This is a genomic window from Amycolatopsis sp. NPDC049868 (assembly GCF_044461365.1).
Taxonomy (GTDB): domain Bacteria; phylum Actinomycetota; class Actinomycetes; order Mycobacteriales; family Pseudonocardiaceae; genus Amycolatopsis.
Window position 1 is genome coordinate 311958 of record NZ_JBITKV010000003.1, and the last position, 22862, is coordinate 334819.

Sequence of the window (22862 nt, forward strand, 5' to 3'; positions counted from 1 at the left end):
CCCCACGACGGGTGATCGTCGAGGCGGGTCCGCCGGTCCTTGTGTGACGATGAAGCCATGGGCATCAACTTCGATGAATTGAAGAACAAGGCCACCGACGCTCTCCGCGAGCACAACGACAAGATCGAGGGCGGCCTGGACAAGGCGGCCGACTTCGCCAAGTCGAAGTTCTCCGGTCACGACTCCCAGATCGACTCGGGTGTCGAGAAGGCGAAGGGGTTCATCAACAAGTTCGACGACACCCCCGACAACCCCCAGAACCCGCCGCAGGGTCAGTAACCACCTCCCGCGTTTCGTCCTCTGAACGCGGTACTCGCGTGTGCAAGGACCGCATCCAGAGGACGAAACGCGTCAGGAGACCTCGCCGATCGCGGTGTCGCCTTCGATGGCCGTGATCCGGCCACCGCGCTCGCCGAGGGCGATCAAGCCGTCCCGCGCGTCCGGGGCGGTCAGGCTGACCCGCACCCCCGCGCGTTCCGCGTCCTTACTGGCCGCAAACGCTTGCGCGCCTTCGTGGCCCGCGTTGACCGTCACCGCGAGACCGCCGGTCGACGCCAGCGAACCCCGTGCGGCACCCAGCCGTCCGAGCGCCTCGTCGACGATCGGCAGCAGCGCGTCCCGGTTGCCCTCGGTCATCGCCCGCACCAGCGCCGGGCTCGACCCGGCCACCCGCGTGCCGTCCGTATAGGACCCGGCCGCCAGCGACATCGCCAGCGGCCCGCCCTGCGCGCCGATCGTGGCCAGGATGGCCGCGAAGATATGCGGCAGATGCGAGATCCGCGCGACCGTCTCGTCGTGCGAGTCCGCGGGCAGCGGCACGACATGCGCGCCGACGTCCAGCACGAGCTGGGCGACCTCCGCCCACGCCGTCAGATCGGTGTCGTACTCGACGCCCAGTACCCACGCCGCGCCGCCGAACAACGCCGGATCGCTCGCCTTCCAGCCGGAGTTCGCCGTCCCGGCCATCGGATGCCCGCCGACGAACTTCGCGTACGGCGCGCGGCGCCGGACCGAGTCGAGCACCGGGCCCTTCACGCTGGTCACGTCGGTGAGCACGCAGTGCCCGGCGACCCGCGAAACGGTCCGAAGCACCTCTTCGACCGCGGGCAGCGGCACCGCGAGCACGATCATCGCGTCCCGCTCCGCCGCCTTGCTCAGCGCCGCTTCGACCTGCGTGGTGACGTCGAAACCCGCTCTGCTGGCGGCGTCCGCGTCAGCTTCGGAGGTCGTCGCCCCGAACGTGGTGCGGCCGATCGAATGCGCCGCGCGCAGCAGCGAACCACCGATCAACCCGAGCCCGATCACGCATACGTCCCGCACAAGGGTCATCCTGCCATCTACTTGGCCACTCGTCAGAGCTTGTGGGCGGAGCTGGAGCCGCATGTCCAAAGCACACGACGCGTGAACCCGCCCTGGCCGAAGGCCTCGCTATCGCGGCGGCGGGGCGCCCTGGCCAGCTTCGTGAGGTGGTTGATCAGGGAGCGCCCTGTCGACGTCGATCGCGAACGCGGGTTCGCCACCAGACGTTCAGAGAACGGCGGCTAGGCGGGTTCCCTGATCGATGGCCCGTTTGGCGTCCAGTTCGGCCGCGACGTCGGCGCCGCCGATCAGGTGCACCGGCAGTCCGGCCGCCCGCAGGTCGTCGACGAGGTCGCGCACCGGCTCCTGGCCCGCGCAGACGACCACGGTGTCGACGTCGAGCACGCGTGGCTTGTCACCGACGGTGATGTGCAGCCCGTCGTCGTCGATCCGCTCGTAGGAGACACCGGTGAGCTGCTCGACGCGTTTGGCCTTCAGCGCGGCCCGGTGGACCCAGCCGCTGGTCTTGCCAAGTCCCGCGCCGATACCGGACTTCTTGCGCTGCAACAGGAAGACCTGTCGCGGTGACGGCTCGACCTTCCGCTCGGTCAGCCCGCCCGCGGCCCGTTCGGGATCGGTGACGCCCCATTCGGCCATCCACGCCTCCAGATCGAGCGCGGGGGAGGTGGTGTGCGTCAGGAATTCGCTGACGTCCACGCCGATCCCGCCCGCGCCGATCACGGCGACCTTGCCGCCGACGGGTTTCCCGTGCCGGACGACGTCCACATAGGACAGAACCTTGGGATGGTCGATGCCGGGGAGCGACGGCACCCGTGGTGTCACGCCGGTGGCGAGCACGACCTCGTCGAACCCGGCGTCGACCAGATCGGCGGCGGCGGCGCGAGTACCGAGGCGCACCTTGACACCGGTGACTTCCAGCCGCCGCGTGTAGTACCGGATGGTCTCCGCGAACTCTTCCTTGCCCGGGATCTTGCGCGCGATCCCGAACTGGCCGCCGATCTCGTCGTCGGCTTCGAAGAGTTCGACCGCGTGCCCCCGTTCGGCGAGGCCGGTCGCGGCCGCGAGCCCGGCGGGACCCGCGCCGACGACGGCGACGCGTTTGGTCTTCCGCGTCGGGGACAGGGTCAGCGTGGTCTCGTGGCCCGCGCGCGGATTCACCATGCAGGACACCAGTTTCCGCTTGAAAGCATGGTCGAGGCAGGCCTGGTTGCACGCGATGCAGGTGTTGATCTCGTCCTCACGCCCGGTCTCGGCCTTCCGGATCCACTCCGGGTCGGCGAGGAACGGCCGCGCCATCGACACCAGGTCGGCGTCGCCGCCGGCCAGCGCCTCCTCGGCGACCTCGGGCATGTTGATCCGGTTCGACGTGACCACCGGGATCCCGACGTGCGGCTTGAGTTTCCCGGTCACCCAGGTGAAGGCCGCGCGCGGCACGGACGTCACGATCGTCGGCACCCGCGCCTCGTGCCAGCCGATACCGGTGTTGATGATCGTCGCACCCGCCTCTTCGACCTCCTTGGCCAGCGCGACGACGTCTTCCCAGCTCTGCCCGCCTTCGACGAGGTCCAACATGGACAGCCGGTAGATGATGATGAAGTCCTCGCCGACCGCTTCCCGCGTGCGGCGCACGATCTCGACGGCGATCCGGCGCCGGTTTTCCGGGTTGCCGCCCCATTTGTCGGTTCGTTTGTTGGTCCGCTCGGCGAGGAACTGATTGATGAAGTAGCCCTCGGAGCCCATGATCTCGACGCCGTCGTAGCCCGCTTCCTTGGCCAGGAAGGCACAATCGGCGAACGCGCGGATCTGGCGCAGCACGCCGTATCCCGAGAGGGCCCGCGGTTTGAACGGGTTGATCGGCGCCTTGATACCCGACGCGGAAACGCTCAGCGGATGGTAGGAATACCGGCCGGCGTGCAGGATCTGCAGCGCGATCTTGCCGCCCGCCTCGTGCACCGGATCGGTGAGTCGCTTGTGCGCCTTGGCTTCCGCGCGCGTCGAGAGCTTCGACGCCAGCGGCAGGAGCCAGCCGGTCCGGTTCGGCGCGAAGCCGCCGGTGACGATCAGCCCGACGCCGCCGCGGGCGCGTTCGGCGTAGTACTCGGCCAGTTGCGGGAAATGCGCTTCCTTGTCCTCGAGGCCGGTGTGCATCGAGCCCATGATCACCCTGTTGCGCAGGGTGGTGAAGCCGAGATCGAGGGGGGACAGCAGGTTCGGGTACGGGCTCATCGCCGGTCCTTACGCATCGTGGTGGAATGCCTGGAGGACTTCTTCGAGCCACTCGACATGGCCCTGTTCGGTACGGATTCCTCCGCGCAGTACGAGGAACTGATGCAACGACTGTCCACTGAGGACGTCGGGGTTCGGGAAGTCGCGCTTCTCGATCAGCAGGTACGCGTCGAGTTGTGCCGCGTGCGCGTCGCGATGCCGGGTGACCTCGGCGGCGACGGCGGCCGGATCGCCGAGCGCCGCGCCGCGGATCTTCACGGCGAGCTCCCTGGCGGTGGCCGACGGATCGGGTTCGGCGAGCCAGCGGGCCAGTTCGGCCCGTCCCGCGTCACCGACGGTGTACACCTTCTTGTCGGGTTTCCCGGACTGGGCGACCTGGTCGACGGTGACCCAGTCCGCGTCCTCCATCCGCTTGAGGACGCGGTAGATCTGCTGGTGGGTGGCGCTCCACCACAGTCCGATGGACTTCTCGAAGCGGCGCGTCAGCTCGTAGCCCGAGCCGGACCGCTCGGACAGGGAGACGAGGATCGCGTGCTCCAATGCCATGCACCTAGTTTCATATGCACCTAGTTGCACTGCAAGGCGACGTGGGTCACAAGCGCGTGAAGGCCCCCTTCACTCGGCTGAGCCGAGTGAAGGGGGCCTTCACGGGAAAAAGCTACGGCTTGCGGGCGATCCCGCCGATGACGCGGGACTCCGACGGCGAAGCGGCGAAGATCGTCTTCTCGTCCGGGTGCCACGCCGGCGCGTAGACCAGGCCCGGCTCCAGTAGCGGCCAGCCGCCGAAGAAGCGCCGGAACTCGTCCATGGTGCGCAGGAAACCGGGGTTCGTCGTGGTCTCGTAGTACTCGAGGATGTCCAGCAGCGCCTGCCGTTCCTCGTCGTTGGCCGGGTTCTCGTTGGTCATCTGCGAAAGCACCAGCAGCGAACCCGGCGCGAGCCGGTCGCGGTAGAAGTCCAGCAGCCTGTCCGGGTCCTGCTCGTCCTTGATGAAGTGCATGACCGCGTTGACCACCAGCGCGATCGGCTCGCGGACGTCGATGATGCCGGAGTCCATCACCCGCTCCCAGAGGTCCTCGGGATCGAACAGATCCGCCGCGATCGCGTGGTGGCGGTCCGGGTCGGCGGTGTCGGCGAGCAGCAGTGTCGAATGCGCGAGCGCGATCGGCTCGTTGTCGATGTAGAGGACGTGCGTGTCCTCCTGCGGCCGTGCCTCGTCCGCGACCTCGTGCACGTTGCCCGCCGTCGGCAGCCCGGAGCCGATGTCGACGAACTGCTTGACGCCCTGTTCCGCGCAGTGCCGGACGGCCCGGCCGAGGAACTGCCTGCTGGTCTTGCAGTAGTCGCCGATGAGCGGCAGGCGCTCGCGCACCTTCTCGGCGAAGTTGCGGTCGATGGCGTAGTGCGTGTCGCCGCCGATGAAGTAGTCGTAAACGCGGGCCGCGGACGGCCGGTCCAAGCTGTTCTCGACGGCCCTGAGCGCCGCGTCGTGATCGATCATCGTCATCCCTTTGTCCGCGCCGGAAATCCCATGCTAACCGGCCGGGACGTAGGCCTCGCGGTAGGCGTTCACGGATTCGGTCAAGCGATCGAGTTCCGCACGGGTGCGGGCGAGACCGGCCGCGTCGAGGCCCATCGCGTCGCCGATGATCTTCGGGATCCCGCTCGCGCGTTCCCTGAGTCCGGCGCCGTCCCCGGTCAGGCTGATGCGCACGGATCGCTCGTCGTCGGCCTGCCGGACGCGCTGGACCAGTCCGGACTTCTCCAGTCGTTTGAGCAGCGGCGACAGGGTGCCGGAGTCGAGGTTCAACACGGTGCCGAGTTCCTTGACCAGCCGCTCGTCCTCTTCCCAGAGCGCGAGCATCACCAGATACTGCGGATAGGTCAGGCCCAGGTCGTCGAGCACCACGCGATAAAGCGCGGTCACGGCCCGCGAAGCCGCGTAGAGCCCGAAGCACAGCTGATCGTCCAGGCACAGCGACCCGGTGTTGTCCGTGGGCATCGGTCCTCCTCGTCCCCATGGTGCGCCGATCATGCCGTGGATCGCCACTTGAGTGGGCTAGATCTCCTTGAGCGCAGTTTAGTTGTGCACAACTGAGTTGTGGGCTATCTTCAACTTGTCACTTCGAACCCAGGAGGCAGAAATGACCGCCAACCCGCACAACCTGGCCCTGGAGCCGGCCGCGCAGGCCTTCGTCGAGGCCACCGCCACGCCGCCGTTCCTCTTCCAGCTGCCGCCGGAGGAAGGCCGCAAGGCCGTCGACGAGGTCCAGGGCGGCGACGTCGAGCTGCCCATCGCGGACGTCGAGACCACGCACGTGGACGGCGTCGAGGTCCGCATCGTGCGGCCCCAGGGCGTGACCGGCCCGCTGCCCGTGATCGTCTACATCCACGGCGCCGGCTGGGTCTTCGGGAACTTCCACACCCACGAGCGCCTGGTCCGCGAGCTCGCCGTCGGCGCGGGCGCGGCCGTCGTCTTCCCCGAGTACGACCGCTCGCCGGAAGCGCGCTACCCCGTCGCCGTCGAGCAGAGCTACGCCGTGGCGAAGTGGGTCGCCGAGCACGGCGCCGAAAACGGGCTCGACGGCACGAGGATCGCGATCGCCGGAGACTCCGTCGGCGGGAACATGACCGCGGCGCTCACCTTGCTCGCCAAGCAGCGCGGCGACGTCACCTTCCGCCAGCAGGTGCTCTTCTACCCGGTCACCGACGCGAGCTTCGAAACCGAGTCCTACCGGCGGTTCGCCGAGGGCTACTTCCTCGCCCTCGACGGCATGAAGTGGTTCTGGGACCAGTACACGACCGATCCGGCGCAGCGCGCGGAAATCACCGCGTCGCCGCTGCGGGCGAGCCTCGACGAGCTGGCCGGTCTCCCGCCCGCGCTGGTGATCACCGCCGAAGCCGACGTCCTGCGCGACGAAGGCGAGGCGTACGCCGCGAAGCTGCGTCAGGCCGGTGTGCCGGTGACGGCCGTGCGGTACCAGGGAATCGTCCACGACTTCGTCATGCTCAACACGTTGCGCGAAACGCACGCCGCGGAGGCCGCGATAAAGCAGGCGATCGGCGTGCTGCGCACCGCGCTCGAAAGCTGAGTAGTCCGGAGCCCGTTCTGTCCAGGGTGACACGCGTCACCCTGGACAACACTTTCCGGTGGTCGCACGTCTCTTGATCCAGATGTGGGAAGTGCGGTGCGGGGGCGTGCCGCGGCCGGAGAGGGACACGATCGCCATGGGACTGGGACTGAGTGCCATCCGGCTCGATTCGACACTGAACCTCGTCATCGTCCTGGTGCTGACGCTGCTCGCGATCATCGCCGTCCCGTTCCTCTGGGAACGCTGGCGCCGCAAGGTTCTCGGCCGCAGCAGCACGATCCTCGTCGCCGTGGTGCTGATCGTGGTCAGCACCGGGATGGGCGGGAACATGATCGGCGGGTTCTTCCCGACGGTCGGCGCCCTGTTCGGCACCGGCGTGTACTCGGGGGAGAGCGTCGACGCCGTCGCCGGGCAGAACGGTTCGGACCTCGACAAACTGCGCGACGCCGGGGCGATGCGGGCCAAGGAGGGCAAGGGTTCCGTCGTGCACATGACGGTGACCGGCAAGCGCACCGGCCTCACGCGCGACGTCTCGGTGTACTTCCCGCCCCAGTACTACGATCCCGCGTTCCGGGCGCTCAAGTTCCCGGTCATCGAATGGATCCCGAACTATCCGTCCGGGCCGGAAGTGGTCACCGGTCCCTACGAACTGCCTGCCAGGCTCGACGCGGCCATCGCGAAGCACGTGCTCCCGCCGACCCTGGTGATCATCCCGGACCCGACCGGGAAACCGAAGGTCGGCCACGACACCGAATGCATCGACGAGGTCAACGGGACCGCCAACGACACCTACCTGACCGCCGACATCCGCGACTGGGCGATCGAGAAACTCGGCGCCAACCCGCAGCGGAAGGCGTGGACGATGGCGGGCTGGTCGTCGGGCGGGTACTGCGCGATGAACCTGGTGACCCGGCATCCGCAGTGGTACGGCCAGGCGGCGAGCGTCAGCGGCTACTACAAGGCTTCGGTGGACGCGGAGACGGAAAACCTGTTCAAGGGCAGGCAGGACATCGTCGACGCGAACACGATCACGGTGAACCTGCAGAAGCATCCGTCGCCCGTCGACATCCTCGCGATCGCGGGGGACAAGGAGAGCTTCGAGAGTTTCTCGATCGACCAGATCCAGGCGGCCGTCCGCGCGCCCGCGACACTCTCGTCGTGGCGGATCCCGGACGCCGGGCACAACATGAACACCTTCAAGGCGCAGGTGCCCGACGTGCTGGCGTGGATCGGCGCGCGGACCGTGCCGCCGTGCGCGCCGCAGGACAAGAAGATCATCACCAATGGCGGGGTCACGCCATGGCCCCTGCCCAACACCGGCGCCAAGGGCGCGCTGGTGGACGTCGTCGAATAGCTAGCCGCGCTTGGCTCGATAAGCCTTGGGATACAAGCGAAGCCGGTCGGGGATCCGGTTACCGGCCGCCCTCGCGACCGTTCCGAGGCGCCGGAGGCGGCGCTCGTCGGCGTCTGTCCACTTGAGACTCAAGCGCTCGCGGAGAGCCTGCGGCAGCAAGCCGATCGCGCACAGGGTGAGCACGTTCCCGCCCGCCGGCCGGACGGGGCGCCACAGGGCTTCCGGCAGGAACCACCACGGGGGTGGTGGCGTGTCCCGCATGGTGATCGAGCGGAGCAGTTCCCGGACCGTGTGGTTGTCTTCGAGCCGGTTCGCGACGACGTCGTCGAAGTAGGTCTGGAACCCTTCGAGGTCCTCCGGCATGTGATGCTCGCGGAGGCCGAGCATCAGGCCGAGTTGTCGCCATTCCGCGTAGAACCGGCGCTTTTCCTCGCGGGACAAGGGATGGATGAAGACTTCCTGCATGCGGACGATCGTCCAGAACGTCGAGCCGTGCACCCACCAATACGCCTCGGGGTTCAGCGCGTGATAGCGCTCGCCGTGATGGTCGACGCCCTTGATCGCCTTGTGCATCTCGCGGAGCCGCTCGGCCTCCGCGGCCGCCTCCCGGCCGCCGAAAACCTGGCTCAGCAAGGAATCGATGGTCCGGTCGAGACGGCCCCACGGATCTTGGGTGTAGTTCGAATGGTCGTGGACGCCGGCGCCGACCACCGGATGCGCGACCTGCAGCAGCAACGCCGTCCCCGCGCCGAGCAGCAGTCTCCGGTCGCCGGTCACTTGCCAGGCGACGGAATCCGGGCCGAGCGGGGTCACGGCGGGCAGGCGGGCTTCGGTGCTCATGACGACCTCCCGAGAGAGTGGCGTGACGCCACTGTCCCACCTTGTTTACATGCCGTCAATAGCGGGGAGCAGTGCCTTGACCACCTCCGTCACCCGTCGGCCGGCACCGGCGTAGGTGGTCGACGCCGGCTGCGAGGTCAGGACGACGACGAGGTAGCGGTCGCCTTCGCCGACCGTGCCCGAGCTGTGCAGGATCCGCGAGCCGCGGCAGCACGCCCAGCCCTGTTTGACCGACCACGGAAGGGAACCGACGGCGTCCGGGATGCCGAAGTACTGCCGGACCCCGTCGGAGCCGCTCTCCGTCGCGCCGCTCAACGCCCGCATGATCGTCGTCCGCGTCCCGGCGCCCGCCTGATCCAGCAGGTAGCGGTAGATCTTCACGACGTCCGCGGCGGTGATCCGGGTGTCACCCCAGCGACCGGGGTCTTCGGGCGGACGCGTACCGGCGAGGCCGATCTTGTTCGCCCAACGGGTGACGATGAGGGGGCCGCCGAGGCCCGTCCACAGCCTGCTGGCGATGTCGTCGTCGCTGGCCGACAGCATCCGCTGCACGGTGCCCGGCGGTGTGCCCGCTTGGAGCGCCTCCAGTGCGATGAGGAGCTTCACGAGTGACGCCGAGGTGTAGGAACGGTCCGGCTTGAGGGAAACGGTGTTCTTCCCGGTGGTGCGGTCGTGGACGACCACGCTCACCTGTCCGCCGGGGACGAGGTCCGCGAGGGCCTGGATGTCGACGGACTTCGGTGGTGGACCCGGCGCCCCGGAAGACGAGGGCGGCGGGGACGCGACCGGCTCCTCCGGTCCGGTGTCGACGGTCGGCACCGTGACCCTCGACGCCGCGTCCGCGACCGCCGCCGGACCGGAACGCGACGGCGGGATCAGCACCATCGCGACGACGGCGCCCAGGCACAGCCCCACCAGAAGGAAGACTCCGCTCACCTTGCCCACATGACCTTGTTGACCGCGTCACTCGTTCGTGTTCACGGTTAGGCCGTTCGGACGAGGCGGTTTGCCCGGGACAGCCCCGGGGTATCCGGGGCCCAGCGTGAATTCAGGTCGCCAACTCTGGGAGGCGGAGCAATGGCACGTGCACAACGCGCTCGTATCCGGACGGCGGGGCTCCAGCCCGCTCAGGTCCTCGCCGGGCTGTCGAGCCTGGCCTTCCTGGTGTTCGGGATCGTGGGCTTCACCAGGACCGGGTTCGCCGATTTCGCCGGCCGCAGCGACGCGACCGTGCTGGGATTCTCGGTGAATCCCCTCTACAACCTCGGTTTCGTGGTGCTGGGCGCGATCGGTCTGCTGCTGACCTTCGGGTCCGGGCGGTCCCGGGTCTTCGGTTTCCTGACGTTCGTCGCCTTCGGGGCGCTGTTCGTCTGGGGGCTCATGATCGCGGGGACCGTTTCGACGAACCCGGTCTCACAGGCCGGAAACCCGTTCAACCTCAACGGACCGGACAACTGGCTGCATCTCGGCCTCGCCGCGCTCGGACTGGTGATCGCGTTCCTGCCCGCGCGGCACAAGGTGCTGGTGCCGGAGGACGAAGAGGAGGACCGGGCCGACGGCGCCACGGTCGTCGAACCCCATCCGGACGATTCGCGACGGCCGAAGCATGAAAAAGGCCCGGCCGTCGCTCGGGAAGAGCGACCGCCGGGCCTCGCCCGCTAGCTCAGTAGCCGGAGCCCTGGGCGGGAGCGTCTTCCTCCTTGTTGGGGGCGGCGTTCCCGCTCTGCGCGGCCTTGTCCTTCACCGGCGCGGTGCTCTTGCAGCCGGCGGGCTCGATGACGAACCAGGTGCCACCGACGCCGTGACCGTTGGCCTCACCCGCGTTGGCATCCTTGGCGTAGCGGTAGACGGCCCACCCGCCGACGGTGACCTGCATGGTGCCGTCCGCGCGCTTCACCTTGCCGAGCAGCTTCGGGTCGATGCCTTCGAGCTGGACGTCGCCCTCGGCGAGCACCGGCGGCCAGGTCTTCGCGCAGTCACCGTTGCAGGTCGGCTGCTTGTTCTTCTTGTCCTTGGTGAACATGTAAAGGGTGAAGCCGTCCTTGTCCACAATGGCCGGTCCGATGCCGTCGACGTTGCTCGCGACGAGCTTCGTGGCACCGTCTTTCTGTTCGGCCGGAGCTTCCTTCGCCGCCTGGCCCGCCTTGCCGCCCTTGGCGTTCGCGGCGAACCAGGTGCTGCCGACGCCCTGCCCCTTCGCCTCGCCGGCCTTGGTGTCCTTGGCGTAGCGATAAAGCGCCCAGCCGCCGACGGTGACCTGCTTGCGTCCGTCGGCGCGGGTCACTTCGCCGACCAGGGCCTGATCCACGCCTTCGATCTGGACTTCGCCCTCGGCGAGCACCGGCGGCCAGGCCTTCGCGCAGTCACCGTCGCAATTGGACTTCGGCGGCTTCGCGCTGTCCTTGTCGAAGCGATACAAGGTGAAGCCGTCTTTGTCGACGAGGACCTGGCCGAGATTCCCGGCTTCGGCCACGGCCACCTTGGTCTCACCCTTGGCCGCGGGGGCGTTCCCGCCCGCCCCGGCCACCGCCGCGGCGGGAGCGACGGCGGGGGCCGCTGCCTCGGTGCCGCCGGAGCAGGCCGACAGCGCCACCAGGCCCACGGCCGCGGACGCCGCTGCGACGACGAAACGCTTGCGAAGCATGGGATTTCTCCTTGTTCGTAGGGGTTCCGCGGCTTGGCGCGGTGAGCTTGTACCCCCTACACGGAGCCGGTTCGGAACCGGTTCAAGGAGTTTTCGGATTTTCTTCGCGGGCCTCCAGCGCGGCGTCGACGAGCACCCCGGCCGAGCCGGTGTAGTTCGCGGGATCCAGCAGGTCGGCCAGGGATTCGGCGGGGAGCACTCCGGTTATCTCCGGCAGGCCGGAAAGAACCTCGCCGAGGGCTTTGTCCTGTTCGAGGGCGAGCTTGGACGCCTGTCCGAGAACCTCCTTGGCCCGCGTCTTGCCGAGCAGCGGGGCGAGCACGGTCGAAAGCCGTTCGGAGACGATCTGGCCGTGCGTGAGGCCGAGGTTCTCGCGCATGCGCTCGTCGTTCACGACCAGGCCCCGGGCGAGCTCGGCCGCCGTGTGCGCGGCGCCGCCGGTCAGGCGCAGGCACTCGCGCAGCAGCTGCCACTCGGCGTGCCACGCCCCCGCGGATCGTTCGTCCTCGGAGACCAGGGCCTGGGTGACGCCGGTGGCCAGCACCGGCACCTGGAGCGCGGCCGACCGGATCAGCGTCGCGAGCACCGGATTGCGTTTGTGCGGCATCGCCGAAGACCCGCCACGGCCCTCACCCGCCGGCTCGGCGACCTCCCCGACCTCGGTCCGCGTCAGGAACTGGACGTCGACCGCGATCTTCCCGAGCGCGGCCGCGGTGAAGGAGAGCGCGGCCGCGAGGTCAGCCGTCGGCGTGCGGAGGGTGTGCCAAGGGAGCGTGGTCTCGGCGAGCCCGGTTTCCTCGGCGAAGGCTGTCTGGAGGCGCTGCGGATAGCCGTCGGGCAGCTCGGCGAGGCGCGCGTACTCGGCGTACGCGGCCCTCGTGCCCGCGGCGCCCCCGAGCGAGACCGGCAGGACGACACGGTTCAGCCTGTCGAGCGCTTCGAGCGTCAGCTGACGCCAGCCCGCCGCCTTGAGCCCGAACGTGGTCGGCACCGCGTGCGCGGTGAGGGTGCGCCCGGCCATGGTCGTGTCGCGATGCGCGCGGGCGAGACCCGCCAGCGCCTCCGCCGCCGACTCGAGATCCGCGACGAGAAGCGCCCGTGTCCGCGCGGCGACCAGCATCATCGCGGTGTCGAAGATGTCCTGGCTGGTGGAGCCGCGATGGACGTACTCCGTCCCGGCGGCCTCGGTCAGCTCCTTGATCAGCCCCACGACCGGGTTCGCCGTCTCCCGGGCCGCCCTCGCCAACGCGACCACGTCGATGTCGGCGGCCGCGGCCGCCTCGGTGATCGCCGCCGCGGCGGCCCGCGGGATCAACCCGGTGCGGGCCTGCGCCCTGGCGAGCGCCGCCTCCGTGTCCAACAGGGCCCGCAACCAGGCGAGATCACCCGTCGCCGCCTCGGCGGGCGTGCCTGCGCGGACCGGGGACAGGAGGCCGGAATCGGGATCGGCGTTCATCGGCCCAGCATCGCATTTCAAGGTTTCAGTGGCCTGTCCTCCCGTCGATGCGCTCACGAAGCAAGTCGGCGTGGCCGTTGTGGCGGGCGTACTCGGCGACGTGACGGGTCAGCAGCCACCGCAACGAGAACGGCTCCCCGCCGCGACGGCTCGTGCCCGTGTCGTCGAGCGACGCGGCCGCCACGATCTCCCGCGACCGCGCGCACTCCTCACGCCAAGCCACCCACGCTGCCTCGACGTCGCCGCCGAGGTCCTCGAAGTCCTGCTCGGGCCACTCGTCGGAGTAATAGAGCAACGGGACGTCCTCGCCCGCGAACTGCAGGCGGAACCACCAGCGCTCGACGCCCGTGAGGTGCCTGAGCAGCCCGTGCAGCGACAAACCCGACGGCTCGATCGGCCGCAGGGCCATCTGCTCCGGCGTCAGCCCCTGACACTTCAGCTCGAAGGTGCGGCGATGCCAATCGAGCGTGGACGTCAGGATCTCGCGCTCGCTCGCCACGCGCGGCGGCTCCGGGCGGTCGCCCTCCCAGCTCGCCGCGTAGTTCTCGTCGGGGATCGTGTCCATGGCCACGACCTTGGCAGAGACCCCCGACAATTCCGTGGCGCTCCGGCGGCGGCCCCGCCATCCTGGTAGCCGACGGCGGTCTACTAGACTCGGCCGCACGGGCCGTTAGCTCAATTGGTAGAGCTGCGGACTTTTAATCCGTAGGTTCTGGGTTCGAGCCCCAGGCGGCCCACTCACTCAACATCCCCGTCGGCCAGCCGGGGATGTCAGTCTTTTCGGGCCGTGTCCGCTTCGGCATCGACCATCGTCTTCGGTGAAGCGGCTGCCCGAGCCGGCGTATCACACGCTGCCGCGCTGTTCCGGTGATGTGCGGCGGTGGCGATCCGGACAAAAGCCATCGCCATCACGGCGCCCTAGAAAGGGAAAGCCCGCTGTAGCCCCATAAGGCGGTCAAGATCGGCACCACGGTGCCATCGCCGGGCTCATGCTCACCTCGCTGACCGGCAAGCGGCAGTTTTGGTGCGCAGGGGTCACAATCGCGCCGCATTCTGTGACACTTTGACGGGATGTGTCCCGCTGTGACAGTGCGAGAAGGGAATCTGCTGTGTCCGGAATGCTCAACAGACGCAAGGCGCTCGCTCTCGGTGGTGGTGCCGCGCTCGGCGCCTTGGTCGCCGGTGCCGACACGGCTTCCGCCGCGACGGGATGGATCCGGCTGCCGATCGTCACCGCCAACATCGGCCGCGACAACCTCGGGGCGCGCGAGGCCGCGATCGACGCCGTCCGCAACTGTGACTCCCTGGTGCGGCCTTTGGTCGGCTGGCAGGAGATCAACGAGGGCGACACCGGTGAGCCCGCGATGATCGACCACTACTTCGGGCCCCTGTACAACAACGCGTTCCTGCGGCACAGCACGTCGTTCCGGATCCCGATCTCGATCCCGCAGCCGTGGGAAGTGGCGAGCTCGAAGACCACGTATGTGCACGGCGGCATCACCGGGGTGACCCCGCCGCGCTGGATCAACGAGGTCGTGGTGCGTCACCAGAGCCACCCGACGCTCCAGTTCGCGCTGATCAACTCGCACTACATCGCGAACGCCTACAACGGCGACCAGCGCACCGACCTGCGCGACGAGTGGAACGAGCACAAGAGAATCCACGCCAGTCGTGTGCTCGCGCACCACAACGTCGGGCGCCTGGTCTTCTGGACCGCGGATACCAACAACCCGAACTACTACAAGGCCACCAGCCTGGACGCGGAGCGCCGGTGCTTCGGCACCGGGATCGACCGCATCAACTGGCTGGCGGGCAATGGCGTCGTCCAGGAGCAGTTCATCGACACCAAGACGGTGGACATGCGCGTGGACGGGCATGACGCCCGGGTCGCCGTCTTCCAGGTTCGCTTGGCCTGACGGAACGCACGGGCCGGGCGGTGCCCGGCCCGTGCCATGGCTGAAGTCTCGAAGGGACCAGAACCCTCATCCTTGGCGACCACGTCTGGGGGATCCGACAGCTCCCGAGGCCCGCCCATGGATGGACCTCGGGCGGTGCCGGTCAGAGACCGTGCGAGGTGAGGTCGTCCACGAGATAGGCGAGGTTGTTGCGGACCGCGATGACGCCGGGCACGTGCCGGGCTTCGCGGACGGAGTGGTCGGTGAAGCTGCGCAGCCGCAGGGTGCCATCGAGGGTGACGACGCCATCGGCGACGCTGACGGTGATGGTGCCGGGAACGCGCCGTTCGACGTCGGCGTGAATCGCGGCGTCCGTCCGGTGGAAGGCGCGCAGGGTGTCGTGGTGGGTGAGCACGCCGGCGAGCCTGCCCTGATCGTCCACCACGAACAGCTGAGGGAGCTGGTGGTCGGCCAGCTGATGCAGGGCCGTGTGCAGGGGTGTGTCCGCGGCAATGGCGGGGGCCGGGGTCGTCATCAGCTTCGCGGCGGTGAGCGCGCTCGCCTTGTGCCAGCGGGGCCAGCGGCGGAGGCTGCCGAGGAAGGGTGGCAGGTCCGCGCCGCCGTGAAACTCCCATTTGGTGATCACGTCGGCCGTGGTGACCACGCCGACCGGGCGGCCTGCCGGGTCGATCACCGCCACCGCCGGGAGCGCGTGCTCCAGCAGAGTGCGCACGATCTCCTGGAAGGCCGTGTCGAGGCCGATGGTGACGATCTGGCGGGTCATCACGTCGACTACTCGTTGATCGCACATATCGCTCTCTTTTCTAACTTGCTAAGGTTAGCAACTGTTGAATGCCGCGCCTAGTGATGTGCTGCCGGAGGGAGTGCCGTGAGCAGGCCCCTGTACCAGTTGAAGGCGGAGTTCTTCAAAACGCTGGGGCATCCGGCGCGGATCCGGGTGCTGGAGCTGCTGTCCGAGCGGGAGCACGCGGTGGCCGAGATGCTGCCGGAGGTCGGGATCGAGCCGGCGAACCTGTCTCAGCAGCTGGCGGTGCTGCGTCGCGCCGGACTGGTGACCACCCGCAAGGAGGGCTCCAGTGTGATCTATGCGCTGACCAGCCCGCATGTTGCGGAGCTGCTGGCGGTGGCGCGCCGGATCCTCACCGGTGTGATCACGGATCAGCTGGAGCTGCTCGACGACCTGCGAAGCCCGATCTCGCCCCACGCCGGCGCGGGGTAGCCGAAGCCGCGGTCGCGCGCCGGGCTCACTCAGTCACCGGCCCGGCAGCGCGACCGCCCCGGACTTCCCGCTCTCCTTCGTGGCATGGCACGGGAGCGCTGAAGAGTTGCATAATTACGCAACTATCAACATGGTAGCTTCTTGAAGAAGCTTGCAAGGACGGGGAGAGTGTCGATGGGAAGCCAGTTCGCCAGTGAGCTGAGGCGTGGGATCGAGGAGGCGCAGGACGCCACGATCACGGCGACGCAGGCCAAGCACCCGTACGAGGCATATCTGCACCGCGTGCGCCTCGGGGAGTTGCTCGACCTCGCCGCGCGGCATGACATCGACACGAGTGGGCTCGTGCGGCCCGAAGTTCGGACAGCGCTCGCGGAGGACCGGACGGCTCTCGGGCAATGAGCTTCGAGGGTGCGGGCGGTCTGGCGATCGTCGGCGACGGCAGCGCGCTGCCCGACGCATCCGTGGCCGACCCGGGAGCGGTGCTGGCCGCACTCGACATCGACGCGCGGCTGCTGCGGGGACACACTTCGCTGAATCCGTTCCCGGTCGCGGTCACCGCCCGTGACGCCGGCGATCTGGCGACCGCGTTGCGCTCGCTGCCCGGCGCGGCCACCGCGGTCTTCCTCGCCCGCACCGATCCCGTCCGCGCTCGCGCCGCCCAGCGGAACCTCGCCGCCTCCGGGCGGATCCCGGTCATCACCGAACAGGACACACTCGCCATCGCCTTGGCCGCCACGGTCCTGGTGACAGTGCGCCGAGCCGACATAGCCCCTGGCGACGCCCGGGTCGTGGTGGCCGGTCCCGGGGTGGCGCCGTTACTCGTCCCGCTGCTGATGGCCGTCGGCGTCGGCGACATCGCGTCGTGGAACCAGGCCGACGCGCTGGACTTCCCGCTCTCCGGCTTCGCGCGGGACGCGAACGCCGTGATCGACCTGGTCGGCGCGGCCAACGGCCTGCGGCCCGCCTTCCAGACGGATCCGTCCTCGATGGTGCTCACCGCGGGCGATCCGGTGGCGCATCTGCTGGCTCTGCCTGGTTTGCTGCTGGCGTTGCGGAAGGGGCCGATCGCCAGCCTGGCCGGTGATCCGCTGGAGCACCTCGACGCGCACCGTGCCTGCGCGCAGGCACTGGCCACGCTCACGCCGGTGGACCGGGTCTTGCCCGAACTCGCCGATCCCGACCTCACCCACCGAGTCGCCCGCGCCGTCACCGAGGCACTCCGGCCACCGCCGCGCGCCCGATAGACGCCTGCCGGTCAGGAAAGGAAACCGGCGCGGAAGCCGATGGCGACCGCTTCGGCCCGGTCGTGGACGCCCAGCTTGCGGAAGATCCGTTTGCAGTGGGTTTTGACGCTGTCTTCGGAGAGGGCGAGATCGGCGCCGATCTGGATGTTCCGTTTCCCCTGGGCCATGCCCCAGAGGATCTGGAGTTCGCGTTCGGACAGGCGGGGGCGTTCGGCGTCGGGCGGCACGGCGGCGAGGGCCGGTTCCGGGTACAGGCCCTCGTATTTCCGGAGGAATCCGCCGATGCCGGGCACCATGGCGCTGGGCGCCGCGGAGGCCGTGCTGAACGAGCCGAACATGATCACCGAGGCGCCGGGGGCGACCGACAGCAACGCCGCCGCGGCGGCGGGGCCGGTCGGCTCGTCCGGCCGGACCGCGACGAGCACCACGTCAGCGGGCGAGCGGATGTATCCGCGGACGAGTTCTTCGGCGGTCGCCGCGCATTCGACGCGCCCGATTCCCGGCGCGCCCCGCAGGGATCGCGCGATCCCGTGGCGCGTACTCGGCCGGTCGGCGTAGACCACTATCGCCACCGCGACCGTCATTTCCGGGGATCGATCGCGATCGCGTTCGTTTCGGGGATCGAACACGGCCTCCATGTCCCTGGAACGCCGGTTGACACATTCTCTTACGCGGAATGATCGAAATTCTGTGCACCCGATGTCGAGTTATCGAACTGTGACCATTGATTCGAAGCGGTCTCGGATTCGGATTTCGACAAGCAGTTGACTTCCGCATTTTCGATTCACCCGATCGTGGACATGAGGCCGAATTTCCGCGCTGCGGCTCCGACGGAGAGTGGTTCGTTCGAGAGAGGGGCGACTGTAAGGAGTGGCGGCCGCCGGTCCCGTAAGTGGCAGTTCCCTATTGCCTGCCGGGTCCTTACTGTCTGCTGTTGGGGCAAACCTTCGAGTAAGCCGGAAATGGTGGAGTGCGATGGTGTGGCTGCGAACGACCGACGGTGGAACGGGCACGGCGTCCGTTTCACGCGGTCGTCGCGGACCTGCCGGACCTGAGCCGAGATGCCTCGTCATGGTCTGCCGGGCTGTCCTGCTCGGTGCGTTCGTCCTCGCCGGCTTCGCCGCTGTGAGTGCTTTCGAGACCGCTGCCGCAGACACCGGATGCGAGGAGAACTGCGGACTCGCGACCGTCACCGTTCAGGAGGCGGAACCCGCCGCGCGGATCTCCCTTGTGGACGCGGCCGTCGGGCAGACCACCGCGTTGGTCGGCTCCGCCGCGCCGACCCTGGCTCCAGCGATCGCTCAGGTCGGCTCGTCGGTGAAGGCGGCCACCGCGGTGACCACCTCGCTCACCCGAACCGTCGACACGGTGGTGCGCGAGACCGTCACCACGGTGAACCGCACGCTCGACAACCCGGTCACGAACGCGCTCACCGGCACGGTGTCCGCGATCGCGCCGGTCGTGTCCGGCACCGGCTTGCAATCCCGCATCGCCGCCCCAGGCGTGGTCACGGTCACGGCGACGCTGGCGGCGCCCTCGACGAGCTCGGCGGCGCCCCGCCTGCAGCCCGCCGACACGGCCCCGGTACTTCCCGTGGCGCCGCGGACCACGCCAGCGATGGACCTGCCGGCCGTTCCGGCGGCGACCACCCCGGTGACCCGGCTCGGCGGCGACTGCCCGTTCTGCGTGAACGCATCGCGCGGCCCGGACTCGTTCCCTAGGCCGACCGCGACGGCGGCGCCGGCCGGCATCGGCTCGCAGCCCCCGCTCGACCGGCTTCCCCTTGGTTTCCCGGCAGCGCCCATCGGCGCCGTCGGGTCCGGTAATGGCACTTCGTCAGCAGGCTCAGGCGGTGGACACGCGCACGGCGCGATCGTGCTGCCCGGAAGGGCCGCCAACGACCAGCGGCTCGCCTGCTGGAGTGCCACCCCGGATGACGTCGCTCCGCTGCGCAAGCGCGCGCAGCAGCCTCCGGTGTCGCCCGACTGACGTGTCGGCCGCCAATGCGTGAATCGCACGGCGAATCCCTTGATCGGTAGCGACAGCAGGACCGTCGAGGTGCAAGCTCGACGGCCGGCTCGCGAATTCATGGGCTGATATCGCAAGCCAGTAGCTCCCGCTGCCACTACCTCCATCAAACGGCTGGTGTCCAGGGCTGTCGGTAAACAGAACCCCGTTTCACAGCAGACACGTCAACCGCCATGCCGATTTTATCGGCTGGCGCTCATGAACTGGAGCGTTGAAAATGAAATTCTCACGTTGGACTCGGCGTCATCGCGCCGGTGTCCCCGGCGGAAAGGCCTCGTGTGGTCTTTCGTCGGCGAATCGGTATTCCCGCCGGTTGCGGGGCTCGGCCCGCGCGGCCGCGGTGTCGGTCACCGCGACCTTCGCGCTGGTCGGCTTGGTGACGAACACCGCTGCTGCCTCCCTGCCGGGCCTGGATGGCCTCGGCCTTTCCGGAACGGACACCACCTCACTGTTCGCGAGCTCTCAGCCCGGCTCGTCGGTGAGTGCTTCCGGAACGAGCAGCGCACCCAGCCAGCCCTCGACCAGCCTGTTCCCCTCGGCGACTTCGGCCACCGGGGACCTCCCGACGGCGCAGATCCCGACCGTCGGCAAGTTCCTCAGCGGTGACGTGCTCAGCGGTGGCATCTTCACCGGCGGCCTGTTCGGCGGCGAGACGACGCAGACGTCCGTCGACCCGAACCAGACCGGCGGTGGCCACTCGACCGGCGACACCACCCATGAGGGCGGCGGCGACGCGTGCGACTTCTTCCTGCAGCACATGTGGAAGAACGAGGACGGGATCCCGCTGCTCGGCAGCAACTCCCACGCCCTGACCTACCACACGGATCCGGCGTACAAGAACCTGATCCTGTCCATGGCCAGTGGCGCGATCGGGAACTCGCAGATGCCGGTCGTCGACGCCTACGGCGGGCCGCTGGGCTGGATCCCGATCTTCAACCCCTCGCACGTGCGGGGCCACGGCACCGACTACCTCACGATGGCGACCGGGTGCGGCGGCATGGGCTTGCCCATTGACACCAAGACCATGGCCGTCGACATGTCCCGGCTGCCGACGCCGGACAAGGTGATCAACTTCGTTCAGAAGGGGATGCCGAGCGTTCCCGACCCGGCGAGGGTGCTGGCACCGGACTACCTCTACAACACCCTGCAGGTCGCCGAGATCATGAACCGGCTCGGCCCGAACACGGTGTTCACCCCGGACGAGTACTTGTCCTTCGCGGGCAACAACTTCGACGCCATGCGGCTGCTGTGGCAGACCGCGTTCGACAAGATGAGCAGCGGCGATCCCGCCGCGATGCTGGACGTCCTGAAGATCACCGACAACATCAAGACGCTCCAGTCGCTCGGCCTGCCGGGCCTGCCCGGATCGAGTGGTGACACCCTCACCGGCGGCCTCCCGACCGGCGGCCTGCCGATCATCGGAGGCGCTCTCGGCGGTTCGCCGGTCACCCCGGGCGCTCCCGGCGCGACTCCGCTGCGGCCGGGCGTCCCGGCCATCGGCGGCACGCCGATCTCGGGTGAGGGCCCGAGCATCCCGGCCGGTTCGCCGGTCTCGGGTTCGGTCACCTTCACCAACACCGGCACCGGGCCGATCACCAACCTGAGCGGCTCGTTCCCGGGCGGCACCGTCACCCCGTCCGCGACCTCGGTCGCGCCGGGCGGCACCGTCACCTTCACGTTCACGGCCCCGGCGAAGACGGGTTCGCAGAGCGCGCAGCTGACGGTCACCGGTACCAAGCCGGACGGCTCGACCGTCAGCTCGGTGACGACGATCCGCTACACCGGCACGCCCGCTCCCGGTACGCCTGCTCCGGGCACGCCTGCTCCCGGTACGCCCATTCCCGGGCTGCCTCTTCCGGGTCTGCCGAGCCTGCCCCTGCCGGGTACCCCCAGCGAGCCCGGTACGCCGACCCAGCCCGGTCTTCCGGGACTGCCCGGTCTGCCGGCCCTCGGTGGGATCTTGGGCCCGGTGACCGGACTGCTGGGCAACCCGCAGCCGCAGCCGACCCCGGTTCCGGTGCCGCAGCCGACGCCGCAGCCGACTCCGGTTCCGGTCCCGCAGCCGCAGCCGCAGCCGCAGCCGCAGCCGCAGCCGCAGCCGCAGCCGCAGCCGCAGCCGCAGCCGCAGCCGCAGCCGACGCCGACGCCGCAGCCGACTCCGGTTCCGCAGCCGCAGCCGCAGCCGGTTCCGCAGCCGTCGGCGAGCATCTCCGTCGGTACCCCGCTGGTGAACGGGAAGGCCGCGGGCAGCGCCCCCGGCCCGAACGTTGCGTCGGGTAGCCAGGTCACCATCACGATTCCGGTGACCAACAACGGCACCGTCCCGGTGTCCGGGCTCGGTGGCAACACCTCGCTCGGCAAGTTGAACTGCGGCTCGGGCCAGTTGGCGCCGGGCAGCACCGCGCGGTGCACGGTCACCACGACCGCGCGGCCGGGCTCGAATACCGCGCAGTTCAACTTCACCGTGTCGGGTCCGAACGGAACCCAGCAGAGCAAGAGCTGCCGGATCTTCTACACCGGTACGCCCGCGGGCGCCGGCAAGCTGACGATCACCGGCAAGCCCTCGGTCAACGGCGCCGTGATCGGCCCGAACTCGACCGCGACCGTGCCCGCCGGCAGCAAGTCCACCGTCAAGGTGCAGATGACCAACACCGGCACCGCGCCGATCACCAACCTGCGGGGTACCTCGCAGAACGGCCGGGTCACCTGTGGCAGCACGACGCTCGCCCCGGGTGCCAGCACCCAGTGCACGATCGAGTTCACCGCCACTCCCGGCGCCAAGTCGGTGAAGGCCACCTTCACCGGTAAGGACGCCGCCGGCAACACCTCGACCGTCGGGTTCTCGCTGAACTACACCACCACCGGTGTGTGCACCTGCGACCCGGCCACGACCGGATCGACCACGTCGACCGGGTCCGCCACGTCGCCGCTGTCCGCGGTCACGGGCGCGATCACGCACTGACAGACATCGGCTGACAGCAACCGGACACCGCCGAGATCACTGATCGGCCCCAGCAGAACTTGGAAAGGTTTCTCATGCGTACCTGGGTAAAACGGTCCATCCAGGCCGGGTTACTCGCAGGTGGCTTGATGCTCCTCGGCGTGGGCGTGGCCCACGCCGAGGGGGACACCGAGCCTCCTGAACCCAGTAACCAGGCGACCGAGACAACGGCGGGCATCGCTCCGCTGAGCACCGTGACGTCGCTGGTGTCGGGACTCGTGCAGCCGCGGCACGCGGCATCGGCCGGCACGACCTCGGCATCCGCGTCGACACCCACCACATCGGCGACAACGACCAGCACCGGCTCGACCACTCGATCCGGCTCGTCCAGTCCCGTATCCGCGATCACCTCGTCAGTCGTCGGGGGACCCGCGCGAAACGGAGCCACGGACGAGGTCACGACGCTGCCGGCACCGGCAGAGGCGACGACCACCGGAACCGGCACCACTGTGATAACCACAAGCCCGGAGACGTCGGCTCCGACGGAGGACAGCGGCGACACCGGGTGTTCGTGTCACCTGA

The 22862-nt window shown here is 68.9% G+C and carries 23 protein-coding genes and 1 tRNA gene; 11 read left to right on the forward strand and 13 right to left on the reverse strand.

Annotated elements, in window-relative coordinates; translation table 11 throughout:
* Nucleotides 1-57 precede the first annotated feature (57 nt).
* The gene (locus tag ACIBTM_RS14965; protein ID WP_395877055.1) at nt 58-279 is read left to right on the forward strand and encodes an antitoxin; all 222 of its coding nucleotides are present in this window, start codon (nt 58-60) and stop codon (nt 277-279) included.
* Between the two features lie 72 nt (nt 280-351).
* On the opposite strand, the gene ACIBTM_RS14970 is transcribed toward ACIBTM_RS14965, so the two are convergent.
* From ACIBTM_RS14970 to ACIBTM_RS14990, 5 genes are all read right to left on the reverse strand, one after another.
* On the reverse strand, nt 352-1329 hold the full coding sequence (locus tag ACIBTM_RS14970) for a prephenate dehydrogenase (RefSeq protein ID WP_395877056.1): 978 nt from the start codon (nt 1327-1329) through the stop codon (nt 352-354).
* Nucleotides 1330-1527: 198 nt separating this feature from the next.
* Nucleotides 1528-3546, reverse strand: a complete 2019-nt coding sequence (locus ACIBTM_RS14975; protein ID WP_395877057.1) for an FAD-dependent oxidoreductase — start codon at nt 3544-3546, stop codon at nt 1528-1530.
* Nucleotides 3547-3555: 9 nt separating this feature from the next.
* Nucleotides 3556-4092 (reverse strand): PadR family transcriptional regulator, encoded by a 537-nt coding sequence (locus tag ACIBTM_RS14980; RefSeq protein ID WP_395877058.1) that lies wholly within the window; start codon nt 4090-4092, stop codon nt 3556-3558.
* Between the two features lie 112 nt (nt 4093-4204).
* Nucleotides 4205-5053, reverse strand: a complete 849-nt coding sequence (locus ACIBTM_RS14985) for an SAM-dependent methyltransferase (RefSeq protein ID WP_395877059.1) — start codon at nt 5051-5053, stop codon at nt 4205-4207.
* Between the two features lie 27 nt (nt 5054-5080).
* Complete coding sequence (locus tag ACIBTM_RS14990; RefSeq protein WP_240596101.1) at nt 5081-5548, reverse strand: MarR family winged helix-turn-helix transcriptional regulator; 468 nt, start codon at nt 5546-5548, stop codon at nt 5081-5083.
* A 142-nt stretch (nt 5549-5690) separates the two neighbouring features.
* Between ACIBTM_RS14990 and ACIBTM_RS14995 the strand changes: the two genes are divergently transcribed.
* Complete coding sequence (locus ACIBTM_RS14995) at nt 5691-6638, forward strand: alpha/beta hydrolase (protein WP_395877060.1); 948 nt, start codon at nt 5691-5693, stop codon at nt 6636-6638.
* 136 nt (nt 6639-6774) lie between these two features.
* Nucleotides 6775-7992 carry an alpha/beta hydrolase gene (locus ACIBTM_RS15000; RefSeq protein ID WP_395877061.1) on the forward strand — a complete coding sequence of 406 codons (1218 nt, stop codon included), beginning with the start codon at nt 6775-6777 and terminating at the stop codon, nt 7990-7992.
* Here ACIBTM_RS15000 and ACIBTM_RS15005 read toward each other — a convergent pair whose 3' ends face one another.
* A complete protein-coding gene (locus ACIBTM_RS15005; protein WP_395877062.1) occupies nt 7993-8832 on the reverse strand; it encodes an oxygenase MpaB family protein in 840 nt (279 codons plus the stop codon).
* Between the two features lie 45 nt (nt 8833-8877).
* Nucleotides 8878-9777 (reverse strand): hypothetical protein, encoded by a 900-nt coding sequence (locus ACIBTM_RS15010; protein WP_395877063.1) that lies wholly within the window; start codon nt 9775-9777, stop codon nt 8878-8880.
* Between the two features lie 132 nt (nt 9778-9909).
* On the opposite strand from ACIBTM_RS15010, the gene ACIBTM_RS15015 reads away from it, so the two are divergent.
* Nucleotides 9910-10494, forward strand: coding sequence for a DUF4383 domain-containing protein (locus ACIBTM_RS15015; protein ID WP_395877064.1), 585 nt, complete (start codon nt 9910-9912; stop codon nt 10492-10494).
* 1 nt (nt 10495) lies between these two features.
* On the opposite strand, the gene ACIBTM_RS15020 is transcribed toward ACIBTM_RS15015, so the two are convergent.
* The 3 genes from ACIBTM_RS15020 to ACIBTM_RS15030 all read right to left on the reverse strand — a co-directional run bounded on the left by ACIBTM_RS15020 (nt 10496) and on the right by ACIBTM_RS15030 (nt 13497).
* Entirely contained in the window at nt 10496-11476 is a 981-nt protein-coding gene (locus ACIBTM_RS15020) for an SCO0930 family lipoprotein (RefSeq protein WP_395877065.1), read from the reverse strand.
* 82 nt (nt 11477-11558) lie between these two features.
* A complete protein-coding gene (locus tag ACIBTM_RS15025) occupies nt 11559-12932 on the reverse strand; it encodes an adenylosuccinate lyase family protein (RefSeq protein WP_395877066.1) in 1374 nt (457 codons plus the stop codon).
* A 25-nt stretch (nt 12933-12957) separates the two neighbouring features.
* On the reverse strand, nt 12958-13497 hold the full coding sequence (locus ACIBTM_RS15030) for a DinB family protein (protein ID WP_395877067.1): 540 nt from the start codon (nt 13495-13497) through the stop codon (nt 12958-12960).
* Nucleotides 13498-13596: 99 nt separating this feature from the next.
* On the opposite strand from ACIBTM_RS15030, the gene ACIBTM_RS15035 reads away from it, so the two are divergent.
* Nucleotides 13597-13669 (forward strand) — tRNA-Lys (locus ACIBTM_RS15035).
* Between the two features lie 381 nt (nt 13670-14050).
* On the forward strand, nt 14051-14848 hold the full coding sequence (locus tag ACIBTM_RS15040) for a hypothetical protein (RefSeq protein ID WP_395877068.1): 798 nt from the start codon (nt 14051-14053) through the stop codon (nt 14846-14848).
* 142 nt (nt 14849-14990) lie between these two features.
* Here ACIBTM_RS15040 and ACIBTM_RS15045 read toward each other — a convergent pair whose 3' ends face one another.
* Nucleotides 14991-15611: a CBS domain-containing protein gene (locus ACIBTM_RS15045; RefSeq protein ID WP_395877069.1), complete on the reverse strand. Its 621-nt coding sequence runs from the start codon at nt 15609-15611 to the stop codon at nt 14991-14993.
* A 105-nt stretch (nt 15612-15716) separates the two neighbouring features.
* On the opposite strand from ACIBTM_RS15045, the gene ACIBTM_RS15050 reads away from it, so the two are divergent.
* The 3 genes from ACIBTM_RS15050 to ACIBTM_RS15060 all read left to right on the forward strand — a co-directional run bounded on the left by ACIBTM_RS15050 (nt 15717) and on the right by ACIBTM_RS15060 (nt 17311).
* The gene (locus tag ACIBTM_RS15050; protein ID WP_395877070.1) at nt 15717-16067 is read left to right on the forward strand and encodes an ArsR/SmtB family transcription factor; all 351 of its coding nucleotides are present in this window, start codon (nt 15717-15719) and stop codon (nt 16065-16067) included.
* A gap of 174 nt (nt 16068-16241) precedes the next feature.
* Nucleotides 16242-16466 carry a hypothetical protein gene (locus tag ACIBTM_RS15055; protein ID WP_395877071.1) on the forward strand — a complete coding sequence of 75 codons (225 nt, stop codon included), beginning with the start codon at nt 16242-16244 and terminating at the stop codon, nt 16464-16466.
* Entirely contained in the window at nt 16463-17311 is an 849-nt protein-coding gene (locus tag ACIBTM_RS15060; RefSeq protein ID WP_395877072.1) for a hypothetical protein, read from the forward strand. Before ACIBTM_RS15055 ends, ACIBTM_RS15060 begins: the two co-directional genes overlap by 4 nt.
* 11 nt (nt 17312-17322) lie before the next feature.
* Here the strand turns inward: ACIBTM_RS15060 and ACIBTM_RS15065 are convergent, their stop codons facing one another.
* On the reverse strand, nt 17323-17895 hold the full coding sequence (locus ACIBTM_RS15065) for a response regulator transcription factor (RefSeq protein ID WP_395877073.1): 573 nt from the start codon (nt 17893-17895) through the stop codon (nt 17323-17325).
* 487 nt (nt 17896-18382) lie between these two features.
* Here ACIBTM_RS15065 and ACIBTM_RS15070 point away from each other — a divergent pair, with 487 nt between their 5' ends.
* Nucleotides 18383-19300 (forward strand): hypothetical protein, encoded by a 918-nt coding sequence (locus tag ACIBTM_RS15070; protein WP_395877074.1) that lies wholly within the window; start codon nt 18383-18385, stop codon nt 19298-19300.
* Between the two features lie 256 nt (nt 19301-19556).
* The gene (locus tag ACIBTM_RS15075; protein ID WP_395877075.1) at nt 19557-22301 is read left to right on the forward strand and encodes a hypothetical protein; all 2745 of its coding nucleotides are present in this window, start codon (nt 19557-19559) and stop codon (nt 22299-22301) included.
* Here ACIBTM_RS15075 and ACIBTM_RS15080 read toward each other — a convergent pair.
* A complete protein-coding gene (locus tag ACIBTM_RS15080; protein ID WP_395877076.1) occupies nt 22291-22842 on the reverse strand; it encodes a hypothetical protein in 552 nt (183 codons plus the stop codon). The two genes, ACIBTM_RS15075 and ACIBTM_RS15080, sit on opposite strands and share 11 nt — an antisense overlap.
* Nucleotides 22843-22862: the final 20 nt, after the last annotated feature.